Origin of the sequence: Ruegeria lacuscaerulensis, assembly GCF_013034685.1 — a bacterium.
GTDB classification, from domain to species: Bacteria; Pseudomonadota; Alphaproteobacteria; order Rhodobacterales; family Rhodobacteraceae; genus Ruegeria; species Ruegeria lacuscaerulensis_B.
The window spans coordinates 244262-261678 of the sequence record NZ_WQGO01000005.1 but is presented as its reverse complement, the minus strand read 5'-3'; the positions used below and the strand labels follow the sequence as shown (position 1 = coordinate 261678).

Sequence of the window (17417 nt, the reverse complement as noted above, 5' to 3'; positions counted from 1 at the left end):
CGTTTAGGACCTTCATCACAGTGGATTATCCCTGAATGCGATTTTCGGTTTCAGGATCGAAGGCCACCGCTTTTTCCATGTTGACCGCAAAGGTGAAGTCCTGCGCAGGCGAAACCTCGGCATCCGACCGCATGCGTGCAATCACATCCCGACCACCCAGCGTCATGGACACAAATGTGTCGGACCCCGCCGGTTCTGTCACGACGATCCGATTGGTCATCTGCGCGATATTCGACGATTTCCGATCTGCCCCGTCAACATCCGTGATCGTCTCGGGTCGGATACCAAGCAGGATGTCGCGCCCGTCCCAATGGGATAGGTTGTCCTGGCTGAACGGCAGTTGCGCCATCGCGCCGTCATGCAAGGCAACCTCGGCATGGGGGCACCCATCCACCATCACCACCTTGGCAGGCACCACATTCATCGCAGGCGACCCCATGAAGGTGGCGACGAAGATATTGGCGGGGGTGTCATAGATCTCTTGGGGAGTGCCCAGTTGTTGCACGTAGCCACCGTTCATGACGGCAATCCGGCTGGACAGGGTCATCGCCTCGATCTGGTCATGGGTCACGTAGACAATGGTCGTGCCAAGGTTCTGGTGCAGTTTCTTGATCTCGGTCCGCATGTCGACGCGCAGCTTGGCGTCCAGATTGGACAGAGGCTCGTCGAACAGGAACACATCAGGGTTGCGCACCAAAGCCCGCCCCATGGCCACGCGCTGACGCTGACCGCCCGACAATTGGCCCGGCTTACGATCCAGTAACTGCTCAATCTGCAACAGCTTGGCAACCTCGGCCATGGCCTTTTCACGTTCGGGTTTCGGCACGCCGTGCATTTCAAGTCCGAAGGTGATGTTCTGCCCCACGGTCATGTTGGGGTACAATGCGTAGCTCTGGAACACCATGGCGATGTTGCGGTTTGAGGGATGAACCCCGTTCATCACCTGATCCTTGATGCGGATCTCACCGCTGGTGATCTCTTCCAGCCCCGCGATCATGTTCAGAAGGGTGGACTTGCCGCAGCCCGAGGGCCCGACGAGCACCAGAAACTCGCCCTCCTGCACCGAGATGTCCACCTTGTGCAACACCTCGACCGCACCGTAGGACTTGGTTGCGTTGTCGATATCAAGAAAACCCATGGTCCGTTATCCTTTCACTGAACCCGCCATCAGGCCGCGGACGAAGTAACGACCGGCCACGATATAAACGAGCAGCGTTGGCAGCGCGGCCAGAATGGCGCCTGCAAAATGTACGTTGTATTCCTTTACCCCCGTCGACGACTGCACAAGATTGTTGAGCGCGACCGTCATTGGCTGGCTGTTGGCATCGGCAAATGACGCGCCAAACAGGAAGTCATTCCAGATATTGGTGAACTGCCAGATGATCGACACCACCGCGATAGGGCCTGAACTGGGCAGCAGGATGCGCCAGAATATCTGGAAGAACCCCGCCCCGTCGATCTGTGCCGCCCGGATCAGTTCGGTAGGGAAAACGGCATAGTAGTTTCGGAAGTAAAGCGTGGTGAAGCCAATGCCGTAAACCACATGCACCAGTGCCAGACCCCATGTGGTGCCCGCTAGGCCCATCAGGCCCAGCATCCGCGCCATCGGGATCAGAACGATCTGGAATGGGATGAAACAGGCAAACAGCATCAGCCCGAACAGGATGGTGTCATACTTGAAGCGCCACTTGGTCAGTACGTATCCATTTAGCGCGCCCAAAATGGTCGAGACGATAACGGCGGGCACAACCATCTTGATCGAATTCCAGAAATACGGGCGCAAGCCCGTCGGTTCGACCCCGATCTGGGCCGAGGACCAGGCTTGCAGCCACGGCTCGAGCGTGAAGACCTCTGGCAGGTTCATCATGCCGCCGCCAGTGATTTCCTCCAAGGGTTTGACCGAATTCACCAGCATCACGTAAAGCGGCAAGAGGTAAAACAGTGCAAACAGCAGCAAAACCAGATAGATCAGCGTGCGCGTGACGCGGCCCGTGCGGATTGCGGTGTCTTGCGAAGTCTGAGACATCAGCGTTTCTCCCGCAATTCAGCGTAGAGATAAGGGATCATGATCGCAGCGATGGTCATCAGCATGATCGTGGCCGAGGCTGCGCCAATCCCCATCTGATTCCGCGTGAACGTGTAGGAATACATGAAGGTTGCGGGCAGCTCGGTCGCGCGGCCCGGACCGCCGCCGGTCAACGCGATTACAAGGTCAAAAGTCTTGATCGCGAGGTGGCTGAGGATCACGAAAGCCGACAGGAAAGCGGGCCTCAGCTGCGGGATGATGATCCGACGATAGAGGTTCCAGTTCGACGCCCCGTCCATTTGCGCCGCGCGCAGGATTTCATTGTCGATACCCCGCAGACCAGCCAGAAACATCGCCATGACAAAGCCCGAGGTCTGCCAGACCGCCGCCAACACGACGGTGTAAATCGCAAAGTCGCGGTTCTTGATCCAATCGAACTCAAAACTGGTCCAACCCCAAGTATGCATCACGTTTTCCAGCCCGATGCCGGGATCGAGGAACCATTTCCACGCCGTTCCGGTCACGATGAAGCTGAGCGCCATCGGATACAGGTAAATTGGACGCAGCAGGCCTTCACCGCGAATTTTCTGATCGAGGAAGATCGCCAATCCCAAGCCGATGCAGGTGCAGATCACGATATAAAGCCCCGCGAAAATCCCCATATTGATGAGCGAGGTTTCCCAATGGCTCAATCGCCAGAGCTTGTCGTAATTCTCCCAGCCGACCCAGCCGAAGCTGGGCAGAATACGACTGTCGGTGAAGGACAGGTAGACCGAGAACAGGATGAACCCGTAGACAAAGACCAGAACCATCGCCAGTGAAGGCGACAGGACCAGTTTGGGAATCCAGTTCTGAAGGCGTGTCTTGAAATCCGCGTCGGCTGAAACAGCCATGGCGCGCCCTCCTCGTTCCAGAGTTGGTGTTTTGGGGCTTATCCCGCCCCTTTCAAGACAGGGCGGCCAGGCAGCCGCCCCGTCAGAAGGTTCAAGTCGGGATTATTTGGCGATGGAAACCGCGTCGACAAGTTCGGTCACAGCTGTTTCACTGTCATACTCGCCGTTGAAATGCGCCGTCACGACGTCATAGACCGCGTTTTTCACTGAAGCCGGTGCCGCGTGTCCGTGCGCCATAGAACCGAACAGGTTGCCAGACGATGCAGCGGCGGCCAGATCCTTCATGCCTTGCTGACCACAAGCGTCCAGGTCGCTGCCATCCACGTCGGTCCGGGCCGGAACGGAACCCTTCACCTTGTTGAATGCTATCTGGAAGCTTGGCGACAGAATGGCGCTGGCCAACGCTGCCTGCTCGGCTGAAACCGAACCGCCTTGGTCGAACATCATGAACTGGTCGGCGTTGAAGGTGACCTGGTCCTGCGTGCCGGGGAAGCGGAAGCACAGGAAGTCCTGACCCGGAACTTTGCCCGCGTTCAGAAATTCACCCTTGGCCCAGTCACCCATCATCTGGAAACCGGCCTCGCCATTGATCACCATCGCGGTGGCAAGGTTCCAGTCGCGGCCCGAGAAGTTCTCGTCCACATTGGCGGCGATGAAGGACATGCGATCGAACGCTTCTTTCATAGCATCACTGCCCAGCGTTTCTTCGTCCAAATCAATGAACGCCGCCTTGTAACCGTCCGCCCCCAAGGTTGACATCGCGATTGCGTCAAACACGGTTGCGTCTTGCCAGGCCTGACCGCCATGGGCGATCGGGGTGATCCCGGCGGCTTTCAGCGCTTCGACAGCCGCGACGAACTCGTCCCAGTTGGTGGGCTGGGCGATACCGTTTGCATCCAGGACCGCCTTGTTTGCCCACACCCAGTTGGTCGAATGCACATTGACCGGAGCCGAAACCCACTTGCCGTCATGCTTGGCAAAAGCCTTCAATGCGTCTGGCACCACATCGTCCCAACCTTCTTTGGCTGCAACTTCGTTCAGGTCCGCCAATGCGCCCTGATCGGCCCAGTCCAGAATGTCGAAACCCAGTGCCTGAACGGCAGTCGGGGCATTCCCGGCTGTGACACGGGCACGCAGAACGGTCATCGCCTGCTCACCACCGCCACCGGCGACAGGCATGTCGGTCCAGCCGATACCCTGCCCGGACAGGTCGTCTTTCAGAACATTCAGTGCGGCGGCTTCACCGCCGGACGTCCACCAGTGCAGAACCTCAACCTCTTCCGCCTGCGCCAGGCTGGTGGTGCACAACAGCCCTGCCACAATCAGAGATTTTGTTTTCAGTAAGTTACGCATTTTCTTTCCTCCCAATATGCGATCTTTTTTGCACGGCCCCTTTTCGGGGTCCCTTTCTTCCGTCTTGCGGCCATCCTCCAACCGCACATTCACCCGAAACGTTTATTGCGTTTTCTCGGCGAAATACTCCCAAACACTTAAGTTCATTCTTACCGAAGTCCCGGCCAAAGTGAATGTCAGCGCTATCATTGATCAAGGAACCGGCTTCGTCCAGTGTTTTGAACGCCAAAGTCAAAAGAAGGGTTTCAAATACCCGAGTCTTTTCGATCGGTTCGTTCGGGCACATGGCAGGGCCGCCAGATCGAAACGTCGCTTGGCTTGATCCGTGGGCCAATAGCCCGCATGATCACGAAATGAGTTTTGAAGTCACGTCATGGCTGAAAGACCTTGGAATGGAGCAGTATGCTGACACGTTCCTGCAAAATGACGTCGATGCACGTGCCCTACCGCTGCTCTCAAATGAAGACCTCAAAGAACTTGGCTTGTCCCTTGGCCACAGGAAGATCGTCCTCGCCGCCATAGCAAAGTTGGATGGCAACCCCGGATTGCCCATCACAAACGCCCCACCAGATGGAAACAAACCCGGTGAAACCGAAACCCGAGCACCTGCTGCCGAGCGACGCCATCTGACCGTGTTTTTTGCCGATCTTGTCGGATCGACCGAATTGACAAACAAGTTCGATCCCGAAGATATGCGCGCCTTGCTGCAAAGTTATCAAGACAGTGTCGCTGGGGCAGTGACGCGTTTTGGCGGCTATGTCGCCAAGTATCTGGGCGATGGATTGCTGGTCTTTTTTGGTTGGCCACAGGCCTATGAAGACCACGCCATCCGCGCGGTGAAGGCGGGATTGGATTCAGTTGCGCACGTGAAAACCCTGAAATCTCCTGACGGCGAGCGTTTGTCCGTTCGGATCGGTATCGCAAGCGGTGACGTGGTCGTAGGCGACGCCGTTGGTGAAAATACCTTCGAAGAGGGCGCAATGACCGGTCCGGTTCTGAACCTGGCGGCGCGGTTGCAGGAAAACGCGCAGCCGAACACGGTGGTAACTACAAGCGAGGATTCTGATGCCAGCCTGCGACGGGTCTTTTCGATTTCCTCACTTGGCCCTGTTTCGCTAAAGGGCTTTGACACCCCGCGTACCTTGCTGCAGGTCACGGCCGAGCGCAGCGCCGACAGCCGTTTTCAGGCGTTGCATCGTGAAAGTGAAAGCTCGGAAATGATCGGGCGGGACTTCGAAAAAGGTATCCTGCACCAAACCTGGCAACGGGCCTCTGCCGGGCATGGTGAGGTCGTCCTGCTGTCTGGCGAAGCCGGGATCGGCAAATCCCGCCTGACGGAAGAGTTTCTGAGCGGCGACGACATCGCTGCGACAGCAGACGTCTTACGACTGAATTGCTCGCCCTATCTGACCAGCAGCCCCTTTCACCCGGTGACCGAGCGCATCTCGCAGGATGCAGGTGTCGGACCGGACTTGGATGACGATCGGGTGGTAGAGCTGGTCCGCGCCATGCTTGAGAAACGCGAAGGGATCGAACTGGATCACGTCCTGCCAGTTTTTGCGGCACTGGTCGCCCCACACAGTGATGTGGCCGAAAAGATTCTTGATCTGTCACCACAGGAACAGCGGGATTTGACCATCCAGACGTTGATCGACACGGTCAAAGCCCGCTCAACTGTGCGACCGGTTGTATTGTGTGTTGAGGACGCGCATTGGATTGACCCTTCGACAAACGCCCTGCTGGAAAGGTTCAAGTCCATCTGCTCGGACCTGCCATTGATGATGTTGATCACTCACCGCCCGGGCTGGGATCTTGCGCGGGACGAAGGGGAAGCACACACTCAAACCCTACACCTGCGCCGCTTTGATCCAGACCATGTGGCGAACTTGATCCGCAACGTCTCGGGTAAAACCCCTGACACCGATCTGGTTCAGCTGATCATAGAAAAGACGGACGGCGTCCCACTATTCGTCGAAGAACTGACCCGCGCCTATCTAACCACAGGTGGGCAGGGTGCAGTGGCTGTTCCTTCGTCACTAAAAGGCGCGTTGATGGCGCGGTTGGATGCGGTTTCATCAGACGCGAAACAGGTGGCACTGACAGGCTCGGTGATCGGGCGCGAGTTTGAACCTGGCCTGCTGAGTGCAGCACTGACGGATGCCACGGTCGACACCGCAAAGGGCCTGGACGAACTGTGCAAAACCGGACTTGTTTTCGAAAGCGGCAACTCCAGAGGTCACTTCGTTTTCCGTCACGCACTGATCCGCGACACTGCCTATCAATCCATGCTCAGCACAACTCGGCGGGCGCAGCATGCCCATGTTGCCAAGGCGCTGGCAGAGTTGCGGTCCGCCGAGATTGAACGTCGACCTGAACTTGTCGCCCGACACCTGACCGAGGCCGAAGACTGGAGTGCGGCGTTCAAAAAATGGCAGGCGGCAACTGAAATGGCGCTGGCTCGTTCCGCCAGTCACGAGGCAATGACTAACGCGCACGAGGCGCTGAATGCAGCACGGAACCTTGAAGGCGACAATCAGTCCGAAACAATCCGGGCAACTGTTCTTGTCGGGCGCAGCTTTGATAGTTTGGGACAGCTACCCGAAGGCATTGCGGAACTCAAAAGCGCCTCGGACGCGGCAAATGCCCTTGGGGATGTCGAATTGGCCGCCGACGTAGCCCTGCATTTTTCGGATTCCTGCATGATGGCTGGGCAACGACATGGCGAAGTGATTTCCCTGTGCGAGGCTGCTTTGAAAAAGCTGCCCGCGCAAGACGAAAGACGCCAGTGCCAGCTAAAAAGTCAGCTTGCCCGCGCCTGTCTGTTCCTTGGTCAAGCCTCAGAGGGCGCCCGATACGCCCAGGAATCGATGGAGCTTGCCGCCAAGCTTGGAGACAACAAATCCCAGTTCTCGGTCATGATGATGCAATACGGCGCGCCATTTATCGCAAGACCCGCCGACGAAAGGCACAAATGGCGGGAACATCTGGACAAGATGCACGAAGTAGCGCAGCATCTTGGCTCGATTGATCAGGGTCGGGACCGCACTCTCAGCCTGTTTGTTGGGGCTGAAATGGCTGACCGGGCTCTGCTGGACCGGTCATTGAAACTGCTGACCGAGGTCTCCCAGAAAGACAATCACTTGCAGCTCTATTGGGTTCAGACCCATGCCCGAGCAATGATAGCGATCATGGAGGGCGACTTTGGCAAGGCCGAAAAGCTAGCTACCGAGGCGGTAAAAATCGGCCGCAAAACCCACGGGAAACATATCGAAGGCGTGTTTGGCGTTCAGATGTTCACCCTGCGCCGAGAACAAAGCCGTTTGCACGAAGTGGCTCCGGTCATTAAAAAACTGATGGATGAAAACGCTGACGACATGACCTGGAAGCCCGGTTTTGGCGTCATCGCAGCTGAACTGGGGTTTCATGACCCCGCTGAACGCATCCTGAACGAGGTCGCCGAGAGCGGATTTTATCTGCCGTCAGACGCCATGTATTCGACCACATTGTCCTATCTGTCCGATATTTGCGTCGCAGTCGGTCATACCACGCACGCGCAAACGCTGTTCGAGATGTTGGCCCCTTACGAAGACCTCACCATTACCGCTGGGGCAACGACGGTATGTACTGGCGCGGGTGCGCGGCGGTTGGGAAATCTGGCTGCATTGCTTGAAGATTGGCCAACTGCAGAACGGATGTTTACCAAGGCAATCCAGATTGACACGGACATGGATTGCCCGCCCTGGGTGGCACACAGCAAAGCCGCCTATGCGGCGGCTTTGCGCAGGCTTGGCGGCAAGGACAACCTTGAACAGGCCATCCATCTCGAGGCCGAGGCGTTGGCAACAGCTCAGAAATTGAGTATGGTTTCCCTTAGGGAAAGGCTTGAAGGAACTGCAAGCTGAACCCTGTTTTCATTTCCTGGGGGGGAAATATGCCAAGGTATATTATTGAACGCCAATTCGCCGAACAGGTAAACCTGACCGAAGGCGACAAAGCTCATATTAAAGAAATAAATGACGAAGAAGGGATCGAATGGATCTTTTCTTTCCTCAGCGCGGACAAGCGCAAGACTTATTGCCTTTACGAGGCCCCTGACGAAGAAAGCCTGAGACAGGCCGCCAAACGGCTGAATATTCCGGCAGATGTGATTACTCCGGTAGATCGCATCGACCCCGGCGTTTTTGCCTGAGTTCTCGCAAACGATAAAAGGCGCGTACCCGCCGGACAACAGGCGGGGCACAGGGGCAAGAAACCTTCCTTGAACCAGGAAGGAATTTAAGATGTTTGACGTCAAGACATTGGACGGCAGCGCCGCTCGGATCGAGCGCGCTGCCTTGGACACTTTGAACGCAACGCTGCGCGGCGGCGTCCATTTGCCCGGCAGTCCCGAGTATGATCAGGCCCGCACAACCTGGAATAGCATCGTGGAGCGGCACCCAAGTTTCGTGATCCGCGCGCTTGGGTCCAGTGACGTGCAAAAAGCGGTGAATTTCGTGCGCGAGGCCGGGTTGACCATGTCCATTCGGTCGGGTGGTCACCAGATCGCGGGCCATGCTGTCGCCGACGATGCGGTTATGTTGGACCTGTCGCAGATGCGTTCGGTACATGTGGACCCGGTCAACCGAACCGCGCGCGTAGAACCCGGCGCCGTATTGGGCGATGTCGACCGCGAGACACAGGCCCATGCGCTGGCTGTGCCATTGGGCATCAACTCGACCACCGGAACGGCTGGTTTGACACTAGGTGGCGGCTTTGGCTGGATCACCCGGAAATTCGGGATGACCATCGACAACCTGATCTCTGCCCAGGTTGTAACCGCCGAAGGCGAAATCGTCACCGCATCTGCCAAAAGTCACCCTGACTTGTTCTGGGCCCTGCGGGGCGGAGGTGGCAACTTTGGCGTCGTCACATCGTTCGAATTCCAACTGCATCCGCTGGGCCCCGATGTCTTGTCAGGTTTGGTCGTTCACCCGATTGAAGCGGCCCCCGACCTACTGCCGGAATACGTGAAAATCGCGGATTCCGCGCCGGATGAACTGACGGTCTGGACCGTGATGCGCAAGGCCCCGCCTCTGCCCTTCTTGCCCGAAGAATGGCATGGGCGCGAGGTCTTAATCTTTGCCGCGTGTTATGCCGGACCAATGGCCGACGGCGAAAAAGCTATGGCCGGCTTGCGCGGTCTTGGTGATCCGATTGCAGATGTCATCTCGCCCCATGCATTCGTGGACTGGCAAGCGGCCTTTGATGGGCTTTTGACGCCCGGCGCGCGCAATTACTGGAAAAGCCACGATTTCAGCACGCTGACATCCCACGCGACATCCGACCTGCTTGCCGCAATCGCCACGCTACCTGATCCGGCTTGCGAGGTGTTCATCGCACATGTAGGCGGTGCCATGGCGCGGGTACCCGCGGATGCAACGGCCTATCCCGAGCGCAGCGCTCATTTCATCATGAACGTTCACACCCGATGGGAAGATCCCTCAAAAGACGATACCTGCATCAGTTGGGCGCGGGCGTTGTACGATCAGATGGCACCTCACGCCACAGGCAGCGCCTATGTGAACTTCATGCCCGAAGATGAGGCCAATCACATGGCTGGTGCCTATGGTTCCAATGGCGCAAAACTGGGTCAAATCAAAGGACAATACGACCCGCAGAACCTGTTTCGGATCAACCACAATATCGTGCCAACCTGAGCGCAGATTTCAGAGCGACAAGGCAGAGCGCGCCAGCCACGCGCTTAGGTCCTTTTCAGCAGCGACGATGGCTTCGTTGTTCAAAATCTGCGAGGTTATCGCCTTAGACACGGCGCGCACGCGTTTGTTGATCGCAATATCTCCGGCTTCGATCAGCAGGTCGTTGACGTCCAGCTTTTCGTAGATCGACAGCAAACGGTTCTGGATAGTGCGCAATGCCAGTTTCCGGCGGGCGGCAATGGCCTTGTCAGGAAGACCCAGTGCAAGATCGGTCAGGATCGCCAGTTCAACCTCGGTCAGCGCCTCGCCCGACCGGCTTTGATCCCGCTGGATTTGGTGAATCTCACGGTCGACCATGATCTGGGCTTCCAGCAGGACCGCCCTCAGTGCCAAATGCATACGCGATGGGCTGGCGGTTTTCAGAACATAGCCATACGCGGCCTCTTTCGGGACGATCCGGGCGATGCCGCGCAGATACGCCTCGTCCGAATAGTTCGACCAGAACAAGATGCGTGTTTCCGGTCGCTCGGACCATATGGTGCGGGCTGCCTCAATCCCGTTGCGCTCTTTCATGCGCAGGTCCATGACGATGGCTTCGACACCATCTTCGCGGGCCTTGACCTCGCCCTCGCGTCCGTTGGCCGCCAGACTGATTTCGGACGCTTCAGGCAAAGCCTCTAGAACCAACTCTTTGAGGTAGTTGGCGTGCATTGCGTCATCTTCGACCAGAAGAACCTTCATGCCACTTCCTCTCTGCCGCGGCATTCCGACACCGGGAGCCTGACGCTGATTTCAGTTCCTTCGGCGTAGCGGATATCAAACTGTGCCGCGATAAGCCGGGCACGGGTACGCATATGGGTCAAACCGCCAGAAACTTTACCTGTTTCAATGGCTGCCGAACTGGCCCCATCGTCACGTATCGATAGATGCAGCCCGTCACGGCACTCGATCTCGACCAGAATGGAAGACGCCCGCGCGTGCCGCACGGCATTGTTGATCGCTTCTTGAGTGATGCGGTACAGCGCAATTCGTTTGGTCTGTGGCAAATCGTCAATCAACCCTTCAGACAGGTCGCGCACATCAATGTCGATCTCCTGATCCGTTCCGACAGCCCGTTCAAGATGCGTGCGCACAGCGTGCTGGAACCCGAACAGCTCCAGCAGGGACGGGATCGAAGTGTCGATAATCTCGCGCAGCCCCTGGATGCAGGTTTGCATCGACCCGCGCACAGCTTCGATATCTTTCTGAGTTTTGCAGCGCTCAAGCTCTCGGCTGATCCGGGTCATATCGGCCAGCGTCTGGTCGTGCAGATCCATGCCGATCCTCTGCCGCTCAAGCTCAAGCGCGTCGGTCAGGCTTAGTGCGCCCAGACGTAACCCTTCTTCGCGCGCCTGCAATTCCGCGCGCATGATCGCTTCGCGCCGCGATTGTTCATTGGCCCGTAACGCATAGAAATAGGGGGCAAGAATATCGGCGATGTTGCGAACCTGTTCGACCGCCTGGTCATCGTAGAAATCCAGCTTCTGCGACGAACAGTTCAAGGCACCGATCGTGCGTCCCAGCACTTTCATCGCCACGTTAACGCGACTGCGCATCTGATGTTTGATGATCGGCTCGCAATCGGCCCCTTCGAACACATATCGCGGGTCTTCCAGCGCGTTGCCGGTCAACATGCTGTCGCATTCCCCCCGCAGGATATCGCGCACCGGAGAAACCTCGACAGGCGCGCGCGTGCGGCTCCAACTGGTGCGCAGACCGACCTCGTAGCTGGTGTTCCAGTTTCCCTTGTCGTCAACCAGGCACACGTCAAGGTGATCGACCTGCAAAATGCGGTCGATCTCGGACTTGACCGAGCGTAAAGCGGACTTGATGTCGAGGTTGCCTGCCAGGTGATTGGAAATCCGCAGGTAATAGGCAAGATCGGCCATGGACGCACTTTCGAAAAACCGGTCCGCGGCGACCGGCACAACACAGTATAGAAGTCCGACCCCACCCTGTCATGCGGATCACCGCAATAGTTTTGCGGGAACCCGCAATCTTTGCGCGCATCCTACTCTTACACTTTTGCCCATTGCGCGGAATCCTCTCGCTGCCTGCCGGATTGAGCGGGCCCGATGAACGTGCGGCGGAGGGGCCGCCCAGGGAGGAAACTATGACACTCAAGGCAATCATGCTTGGCGCTGTCGCCGGGATTACCGCAATGGCGGCCACCGGTGCCACCGCAGACACATCCGACAAACGCATCGCGCTGTCCAACAACTATGCCGGAAACTCATGGCGTCAGGCCATGCTGGAAAGCTGGCAGAAAAATGGGGATGCAGCCGTGGCCGAAGGCTTGGTTGCCGCAGCGGATGCCTTCACCACCTCTGAAAATCAGGCGACCGAACAAGCTGCCCAGATTCAGAACATGATCCTACAGGGCTATGACGCCATCGTCATTAACGCAGCCTCGCCCACGGCAATCAATGGCGCGGTCAAAGCTGCATGTGACGCGGGCATCACCGTTGTCTCGTTTGACGGGATCGTGCAGGAGCCCTGCGCATGGCGCATCGCCGTCGACTTCCAACAGATGGGCCGCGAACAAGTGAAATACCTGGCAGAGCGCTATCCCGATGGCGGCAACCTTTTGGAAATCCGTGGGCTGGCCGGTGTCTTCGTCGATGATGAAATCAGCGCGGGTATTCATGACGAGGTAAAGAACTCCAACTTTGAGATCGTAGGTTCGGTTCATGGCGACTGGGCGCAGGACGTTGCGCAAAAGGCCGTTGCGGGCATTCTGCCAAGCCTGCCGGAAATCGTCGGTGTCGTGACCCAAGGTGGTGACGGCTATGGCGCCGCACAGGCCATTGGAGCCACCGACCGCTCGATGCCTACCATCGTCATGGGCAACCGTCAGGACGAATTGCAGTGGTGGGCCGACGAAAAAGCCGCCAACGGCTATGAAACCACGTCGCTGTCGATTGCTCCGGGCGTCAGCACGCTTGCTTTCTGGGTCGCGCAACAGATTCTGGACGGAAACGACGTGCCCAAGGACCTGACCGTGCCTTTCCTGACCATCACCCAGGACGAATTGGAAGAGTCGCTGAAAACCACGCCCAAAGGGTCGGTCGCCAACGTTGAATATACGTTGGAACAGGCCAAAAACGTGATTTCGTCGGCTCAGTAGTCAATGAGCGATTTACACACGATACCCGGCGCAGTTTCTGCGCCGGTTGTCTCTCTGGACGCGGCCCATATGTCTTTTGGGCCCGTTCACGCGTTGCGCGCAGCGACGCTGGAAATTGCCGCGGGCGAGTGTATCGGATTGGTCGGCCACAATGGCGCGGGCAAGTCGACACTGGCCAATGTAATCAACGGGCGGCTGTCCCCCACTCAGGGCGCTGTGACCTACCGCGCCGGGGATGCCACGTTGACCAATGGACAAAAAGCGCAGGCATCCGGCGTGCGCAGCGTGTTTCAGGAGCTGTCGCTCTGCCCAAACCTGACCGTGCTGGAAAACCTACGCATTCCATTTCGCACCATGCCACGCAAGAATTGGCGACGCGTGGCGCGGCAGAAAATGCAGGACGCGCTGGATCTGGTTTTTCCCGGCCACGGCATCAAACCAAGTGCCACTGTCGGCAATTTGACCATTGCCGAGCGTCAGATGGTCGAAATCGCCATCGCCTTCGCAGACCGCGACAGCGAACCCAGCCTTGTTATTTTGGATGAGCCGACCTCGTCACTTGATGCGGCCATCGCGCAGCAGTTGCTGGATCATATCAAACGCTTTTGTACCGAAGGTGGCGCGGTGCTGTTCATCTCGCACATGATGGGCGAGATTTTCGATGTGTCGACCCGGATCGTGATCATGAAGGATGGTCAGATCGTGGATGACCAACCTGCCCGAAATTTCACCCGCGAAAGCATTGTGGACGCTATGGGCCACGTGGCACCGGATGACACCGATACCGGTGCAACCCGCACCGCCAAAACGCTGGGCGCCGAGGTTGTACGCGCAGAGAATGGCCTGAACGCCCGTCAAGGTGAGATCGTTGGCTTGGCCGGTCTGGCCGGTCATGGGCAGGCCGAAGCGCTGGCGCAAATCTTTTTCGACCATTCTTCGGTCTGGAAATCCTCGGGTAATCCCGAAGTGGTCTTCGTCGCGGGTGACCGTACGCGAGATGGGGTTATGCCGCTTTGGTCGATCCTCAGAAACCTGTCTTTGACCACCCTGTCCGAATTCAGCAACCGCATTTTGGTGGATCGCGGAAAGGAATCCGATCTGGTTCAGAACTGGAAACAGAGGATTGGAATTCGCACCGACAACGTATCGAACCCCATCCTTTCTCTCTCTGGGGGGAACCAGCAAAAAGTTCTGTTCGCTCGGGCCTTGGCCTCGTCCGCGCCGATTGTGGTGATGGACGACCCCATGCGCGGTGTCGATGTGGGCACCAAGAAGGAAGTCTATCAAATGATCCGCGACGAAGCCGCCAAGGGGCGCAGTTTCTTGTGGTATTCCACCGAGACGGACGAGATTCTGGAGTGCGACCGGGTGTTTGTCTTCCGCACCGGGCATATTGCAGCGGAACTCAGCGGGGATGAGATCACCGAAGAGAACATTCTGGCCGCCTCATTCGAAATGCAGGAGGCCGCAGTATGACCGGAGATCGCCTGCGTCTCGCCCTGCCCGTTTTGTCGCTGGCCGTGCTGTTGGGGGCTGTTTTCTACCTTCAACCGCGCGCGATGAGTTATTTCGGGCTGAACCTGCTGTTCAATCTGGCGATTCCGGTCGCTCTGGCGACCATCGCCCAGATGATGATCATCATGGTCAACGATATCGACCTGTCGATTGGCACCTTTGTCAGCTTCTGCGCCTGCGTGACTGCTACGTTCGTTCACGACACACCACTGATCGGCTATGCCATCCTGGCGGCAGCCATTCTGGCTTATGCCGGTTTGGGCGCTCTGATCCAGTTCAGGGGGTTGCCTGCCATTGTCGTAACTTTGGGTATGTCCTTTGTCTGGGGCGGGCTGGCAGTTCTGATCCTACCTTCTCCCGGTGGCGCATCGCCGGAATGGCTCAAGACGTTGATGAGTTACAAGACACCTCTGGTCCCCATTGCTGTGGTCGCACCTTTAGTTATCGCATTGGTGGTACACCTGCTGATCAAACGATCCTGGGTCGGCGTGATCCTGCAAGGGGTCGGCGGCAATGACCGCGCGATGGAGCGCGCAGGGTGGTCTCTGGTCAAACTGCGCGCGTCCGCCTATGGGCTGGCCGGGTTGTTCGGCGTTCTGGCCGGAATGTGCCTTGTCGGTCTGACAACAGCGGCAGATGCCAACATTGCGCTGCGATACACTCTGCTGTCCATTGCCGGTGTCATTCTGGGCGGGGGCGAGTTTGTCGGTGGACGCATCTCTCCGTTTGGGGCGGTGATCGGCGCGCTTACCCTGACCCTTGCAGCCAGTTTCCTGTCCTTCTTGCGCCTGTCGCCTGACTGGCAGATCGGAGCGCAAGGGGCGATCCTGATCCTTGTTCTGGCGGTGCGGCTGCTCTTCGTTCGGAAGGAGGCTGCGGCGTGACCGATAATACCTCGTCCACCGAAGAGCCCTTGAATCCTGTGCGGATCTTGTTCTCAAAACCCTGGATCTGGGCCTTTGTGGCCGCCGCCCTGACTTTTGCGGCAACCAGTCTGGTAGCCGGTTCCGGCGCTGGGTCGCTGTTCTATGCCGCCCTGACATTTGCCGCTTTTTCCGCCATCGTCGGGATTGGGCAGATGCTGGTGATCACCTTGGGTCCCGGCAATGTTGACCTTTCGATCCCCGCATCAATGACATTGTCGGCGACGCTGGCGTTGAAATTCATGGATTCGGAAACCGCGCTGATCGTACCCGGTCTATTGGTTGCAATCGGCGTCGGCATTGGCTGCGGCCTGGTGAATTTCGCCTTAATCCTGTTGCTGCGTATCCCGCCAATCATCGCGACCTTGTCTGCCTCTTTCCTCTATCAGTCACTGGCCATCTGGTCGAACCGAGGACTGCGTATCAAACCGCCCGAGCCGCTAGCTGATTTCGCAACCGGCGGAGCGCTGGGAATTCCTAATGTCGCCGTGATTGGCATCCTGCTGGCGATTTGCGCCTGGGTTTTGCTGGAACGGTCGATCGCGGGGCGGTGGATCTCGGCGATCGGTCAGAACCTCCGCGCCGCACGGCTGAGCGGTGTTCCCGTCAACGCCGTTCGCTTTGGCGTCTATGTCAACTCGGCTGTCTGTGCTGCGCTGGCGGGGTTTCTTCTGGCCAGCTTCTCGGGGGGCGCCAACCTGAATATGGGGACTGAATACATGTTGATGTCCATTGCGGTCGTCGTGATCGGCGGGTCGTCTATTGGTGGCGGAAATTCCAACGTGCCCGGTATCTGGGGCGCCGCTTTGTTTATGTTTCTCATCGTCTCAATGCTGAACTCATACGGATTAGGAGCTGGCGTCCGGCTTATATTGACCGGCCTTGTCATCGTCGGAGTCGTCGCATTGGCCAGCCGTAAAGGATATGACGTATGACTTTTTCGCAGACCTACGACATCATCCGGCCGGAGTTCCGCGATCTGATCCATAGCAATATGGGCCTTGCGCGCATCTCGTCGGGGCACCGCTGGACAGAAGGGCCGGTCTGGTTTCCCGCACATAACCTGTTGCTGTTTTCGGATATACCCCATGCCCGCATCTACCAATGGACCGAAGGTGGTGGGGCAAGTGTGTATCGTCAGCACTCCGAATATTCCAATGGCAACACCCGCGATCAGAACGGTCGCCTTGTTACTTGCCACCATGGAAGCCGCTCGGTTGTGCGCACGGAACATGACGGCACACGGCAGGTGATTGCCGAAAGTTACATGGGCAAGCGCCTGAATTCTCCTAACGACGTGGTGGTTCGCTCGGACGGGTCCATCTGGTTCACGGACCCGACCTATGGCATTCTGTCCAATCTGGAAGGGCATCAGGCCACCCCGGAACAAGAGGGTAGTTTTGTCTATCGCGCCAGCCCGGATGGGCAGGCACTTTCGGCGGTTGTCACCGATTTCGTTCAGCCCAACGGACTTGCCTTTTCGGTGGACGAAAACCGGCTCTATATTGCGGAGTCAGGCAGCAGCCACGACCCTGAAGTTCCTTCAGTGCTACGAGCGTTCGACGTGAACACGGATGGCAGTCTGAGCGGCGGTCAGGAGTTTGCAACCATCGACAACGGATTGCCGGATGGGTTGCGGGTGGATCGCCACGACAATATCTGGTGCTCGGCAGCAGACGGGGTGCATGTCTTTTCGAAGGCAGGAGATTTGCTGGGTAAGATCCTAGTGCCCGAAACGGTTGCGAACCTAACATTCGGGGGCACGCGCGGGAACATGCTGTTCATCACGGCCTCGACCTCTGTCTATTCGATCTTCGTCAATTCCGCCGCGGCCTGACGGGCTCA

The 17417-nt window shown here is 57.7% G+C and carries 14 protein-coding genes; 8 read left to right on the top strand and 6 right to left on the bottom strand.

Annotated features, from left to right (window positions below; genetic code table 11):
* Positions 1 to 25 precede the first annotated feature (25 nt).
* From GOV80_RS14705 to GOV80_RS14690, 4 genes are all read right to left on the bottom strand, one after another.
* Positions 26 to 1138 (bottom strand): ABC transporter ATP-binding protein, encoded by a 1113-nt coding sequence (locus GOV80_RS14705; RefSeq protein ID WP_170785836.1) that lies wholly within the window; start codon positions 1136 to 1138, stop codon positions 26 to 28.
* A 6-nt stretch (positions 1139 to 1144) separates the two neighbouring features.
* The gene (locus tag GOV80_RS14700; protein WP_170785834.1) at positions 1145 to 2026 is read right to left on the bottom strand and encodes a carbohydrate ABC transporter permease; all 882 of its coding nucleotides are present in this window, start codon (positions 2024 to 2026) and stop codon (positions 1145 to 1147) included.
* Positions 2026 to 2919 (bottom strand): carbohydrate ABC transporter permease, encoded by an 894-nt coding sequence (locus tag GOV80_RS14695; protein ID WP_170785832.1) that lies wholly within the window; start codon positions 2917 to 2919, stop codon positions 2026 to 2028. The genes GOV80_RS14700 and GOV80_RS14695 overlap by 1 nt, the downstream gene beginning before the upstream one ends.
* A gap of 102 nt (positions 2920 to 3021) precedes the next feature.
* The gene (locus tag GOV80_RS14690; protein ID WP_170773381.1) at positions 3022 to 4272 is read right to left on the bottom strand and encodes an ABC transporter substrate-binding protein; all 1251 of its coding nucleotides are present in this window, start codon (positions 4270 to 4272) and stop codon (positions 3022 to 3024) included.
* Between the two features lie 353 nt (positions 4273 to 4625).
* Between GOV80_RS14690 and GOV80_RS14685 the strand changes: the two genes are divergently transcribed.
* The 3 genes from GOV80_RS14685 to GOV80_RS14675 all read left to right on the top strand — a co-directional run bounded on the left by GOV80_RS14685 (position 4626) and on the right by GOV80_RS14675 (position 9968).
* Positions 4626 to 8174: an adenylate/guanylate cyclase domain-containing protein gene (locus tag GOV80_RS14685; protein ID WP_170785829.1), complete on the top strand. Its 3549-nt coding sequence runs from the start codon at positions 4626 to 4628 to the stop codon at positions 8172 to 8174.
* Positions 8175 to 8203: 29 nt separating this feature from the next.
* Positions 8204 to 8461: a DUF4242 domain-containing protein gene (locus GOV80_RS14680; RefSeq protein WP_170773377.1), complete on the top strand. Its 258-nt coding sequence runs from the start codon at positions 8204 to 8206 to the stop codon at positions 8459 to 8461.
* A gap of 91 nt (positions 8462 to 8552) precedes the next feature.
* Entirely contained in the window at positions 8553 to 9968 is a 1416-nt protein-coding gene (locus GOV80_RS14675; RefSeq protein ID WP_170785828.1) for an FAD-binding oxidoreductase, read from the top strand.
* 9 nt (positions 9969 to 9977) lie between these two features.
* Here GOV80_RS14675 and GOV80_RS14670 read toward each other — a convergent pair whose 3' ends face one another.
* Entirely contained in the window at positions 9978 to 10709 is a 732-nt protein-coding gene (locus GOV80_RS14670; protein WP_170773373.1) for a response regulator transcription factor, read from the bottom strand.
* Entirely contained in the window at positions 10706 to 11896 is a 1191-nt protein-coding gene (locus tag GOV80_RS14665) for a GAF domain-containing sensor histidine kinase (RefSeq protein WP_170773371.1), read from the bottom strand. Before GOV80_RS14665 ends, GOV80_RS14670 begins: the two co-directional genes overlap by 4 nt.
* A gap of 224 nt (positions 11897 to 12120) precedes the next feature.
* On the opposite strand from GOV80_RS14665, the gene GOV80_RS14660 reads away from it, so the two are divergent.
* Genes GOV80_RS14660 through GOV80_RS14640 form a run of 5 tightly spaced genes read left to right on the top strand, consistent with a single transcriptional unit; the run spans position 12121 to position 17409 of the window.
* Positions 12121 to 13134, top strand: a complete 1014-nt coding sequence (locus tag GOV80_RS14660; protein WP_170785826.1) for an ABC transporter substrate-binding protein — start codon at positions 12121 to 12123, stop codon at positions 13132 to 13134.
* A gap of 3 nt (positions 13135 to 13137) precedes the next feature.
* On the top strand, positions 13138 to 14610 hold the full coding sequence (locus tag GOV80_RS14655; protein ID WP_170785824.1) for a sugar ABC transporter ATP-binding protein: 1473 nt from the start codon (positions 13138 to 13140) through the stop codon (positions 14608 to 14610).
* Positions 14607 to 15533 (top strand): ABC transporter permease, encoded by a 927-nt coding sequence (locus GOV80_RS14650; protein WP_170785822.1) that lies wholly within the window; start codon positions 14607 to 14609, stop codon positions 15531 to 15533. Before GOV80_RS14655 ends, GOV80_RS14650 begins: the two co-directional genes overlap by 4 nt.
* Complete coding sequence (locus tag GOV80_RS14645) at positions 15530 to 16507, top strand: ABC transporter permease (protein WP_336510167.1); 978 nt, start codon at positions 15530 to 15532, stop codon at positions 16505 to 16507. The genes GOV80_RS14650 and GOV80_RS14645 overlap by 4 nt, the downstream gene beginning before the upstream one ends.
* Entirely contained in the window at positions 16504 to 17409 is a 906-nt protein-coding gene (locus GOV80_RS14640; protein ID WP_170785820.1) for an SMP-30/gluconolactonase/LRE family protein, read from the top strand. The genes GOV80_RS14645 and GOV80_RS14640 overlap by 4 nt, the downstream gene beginning before the upstream one ends.
* The last annotated feature ends 8 nt before the right edge of the window (positions 17410 to 17417 follow it).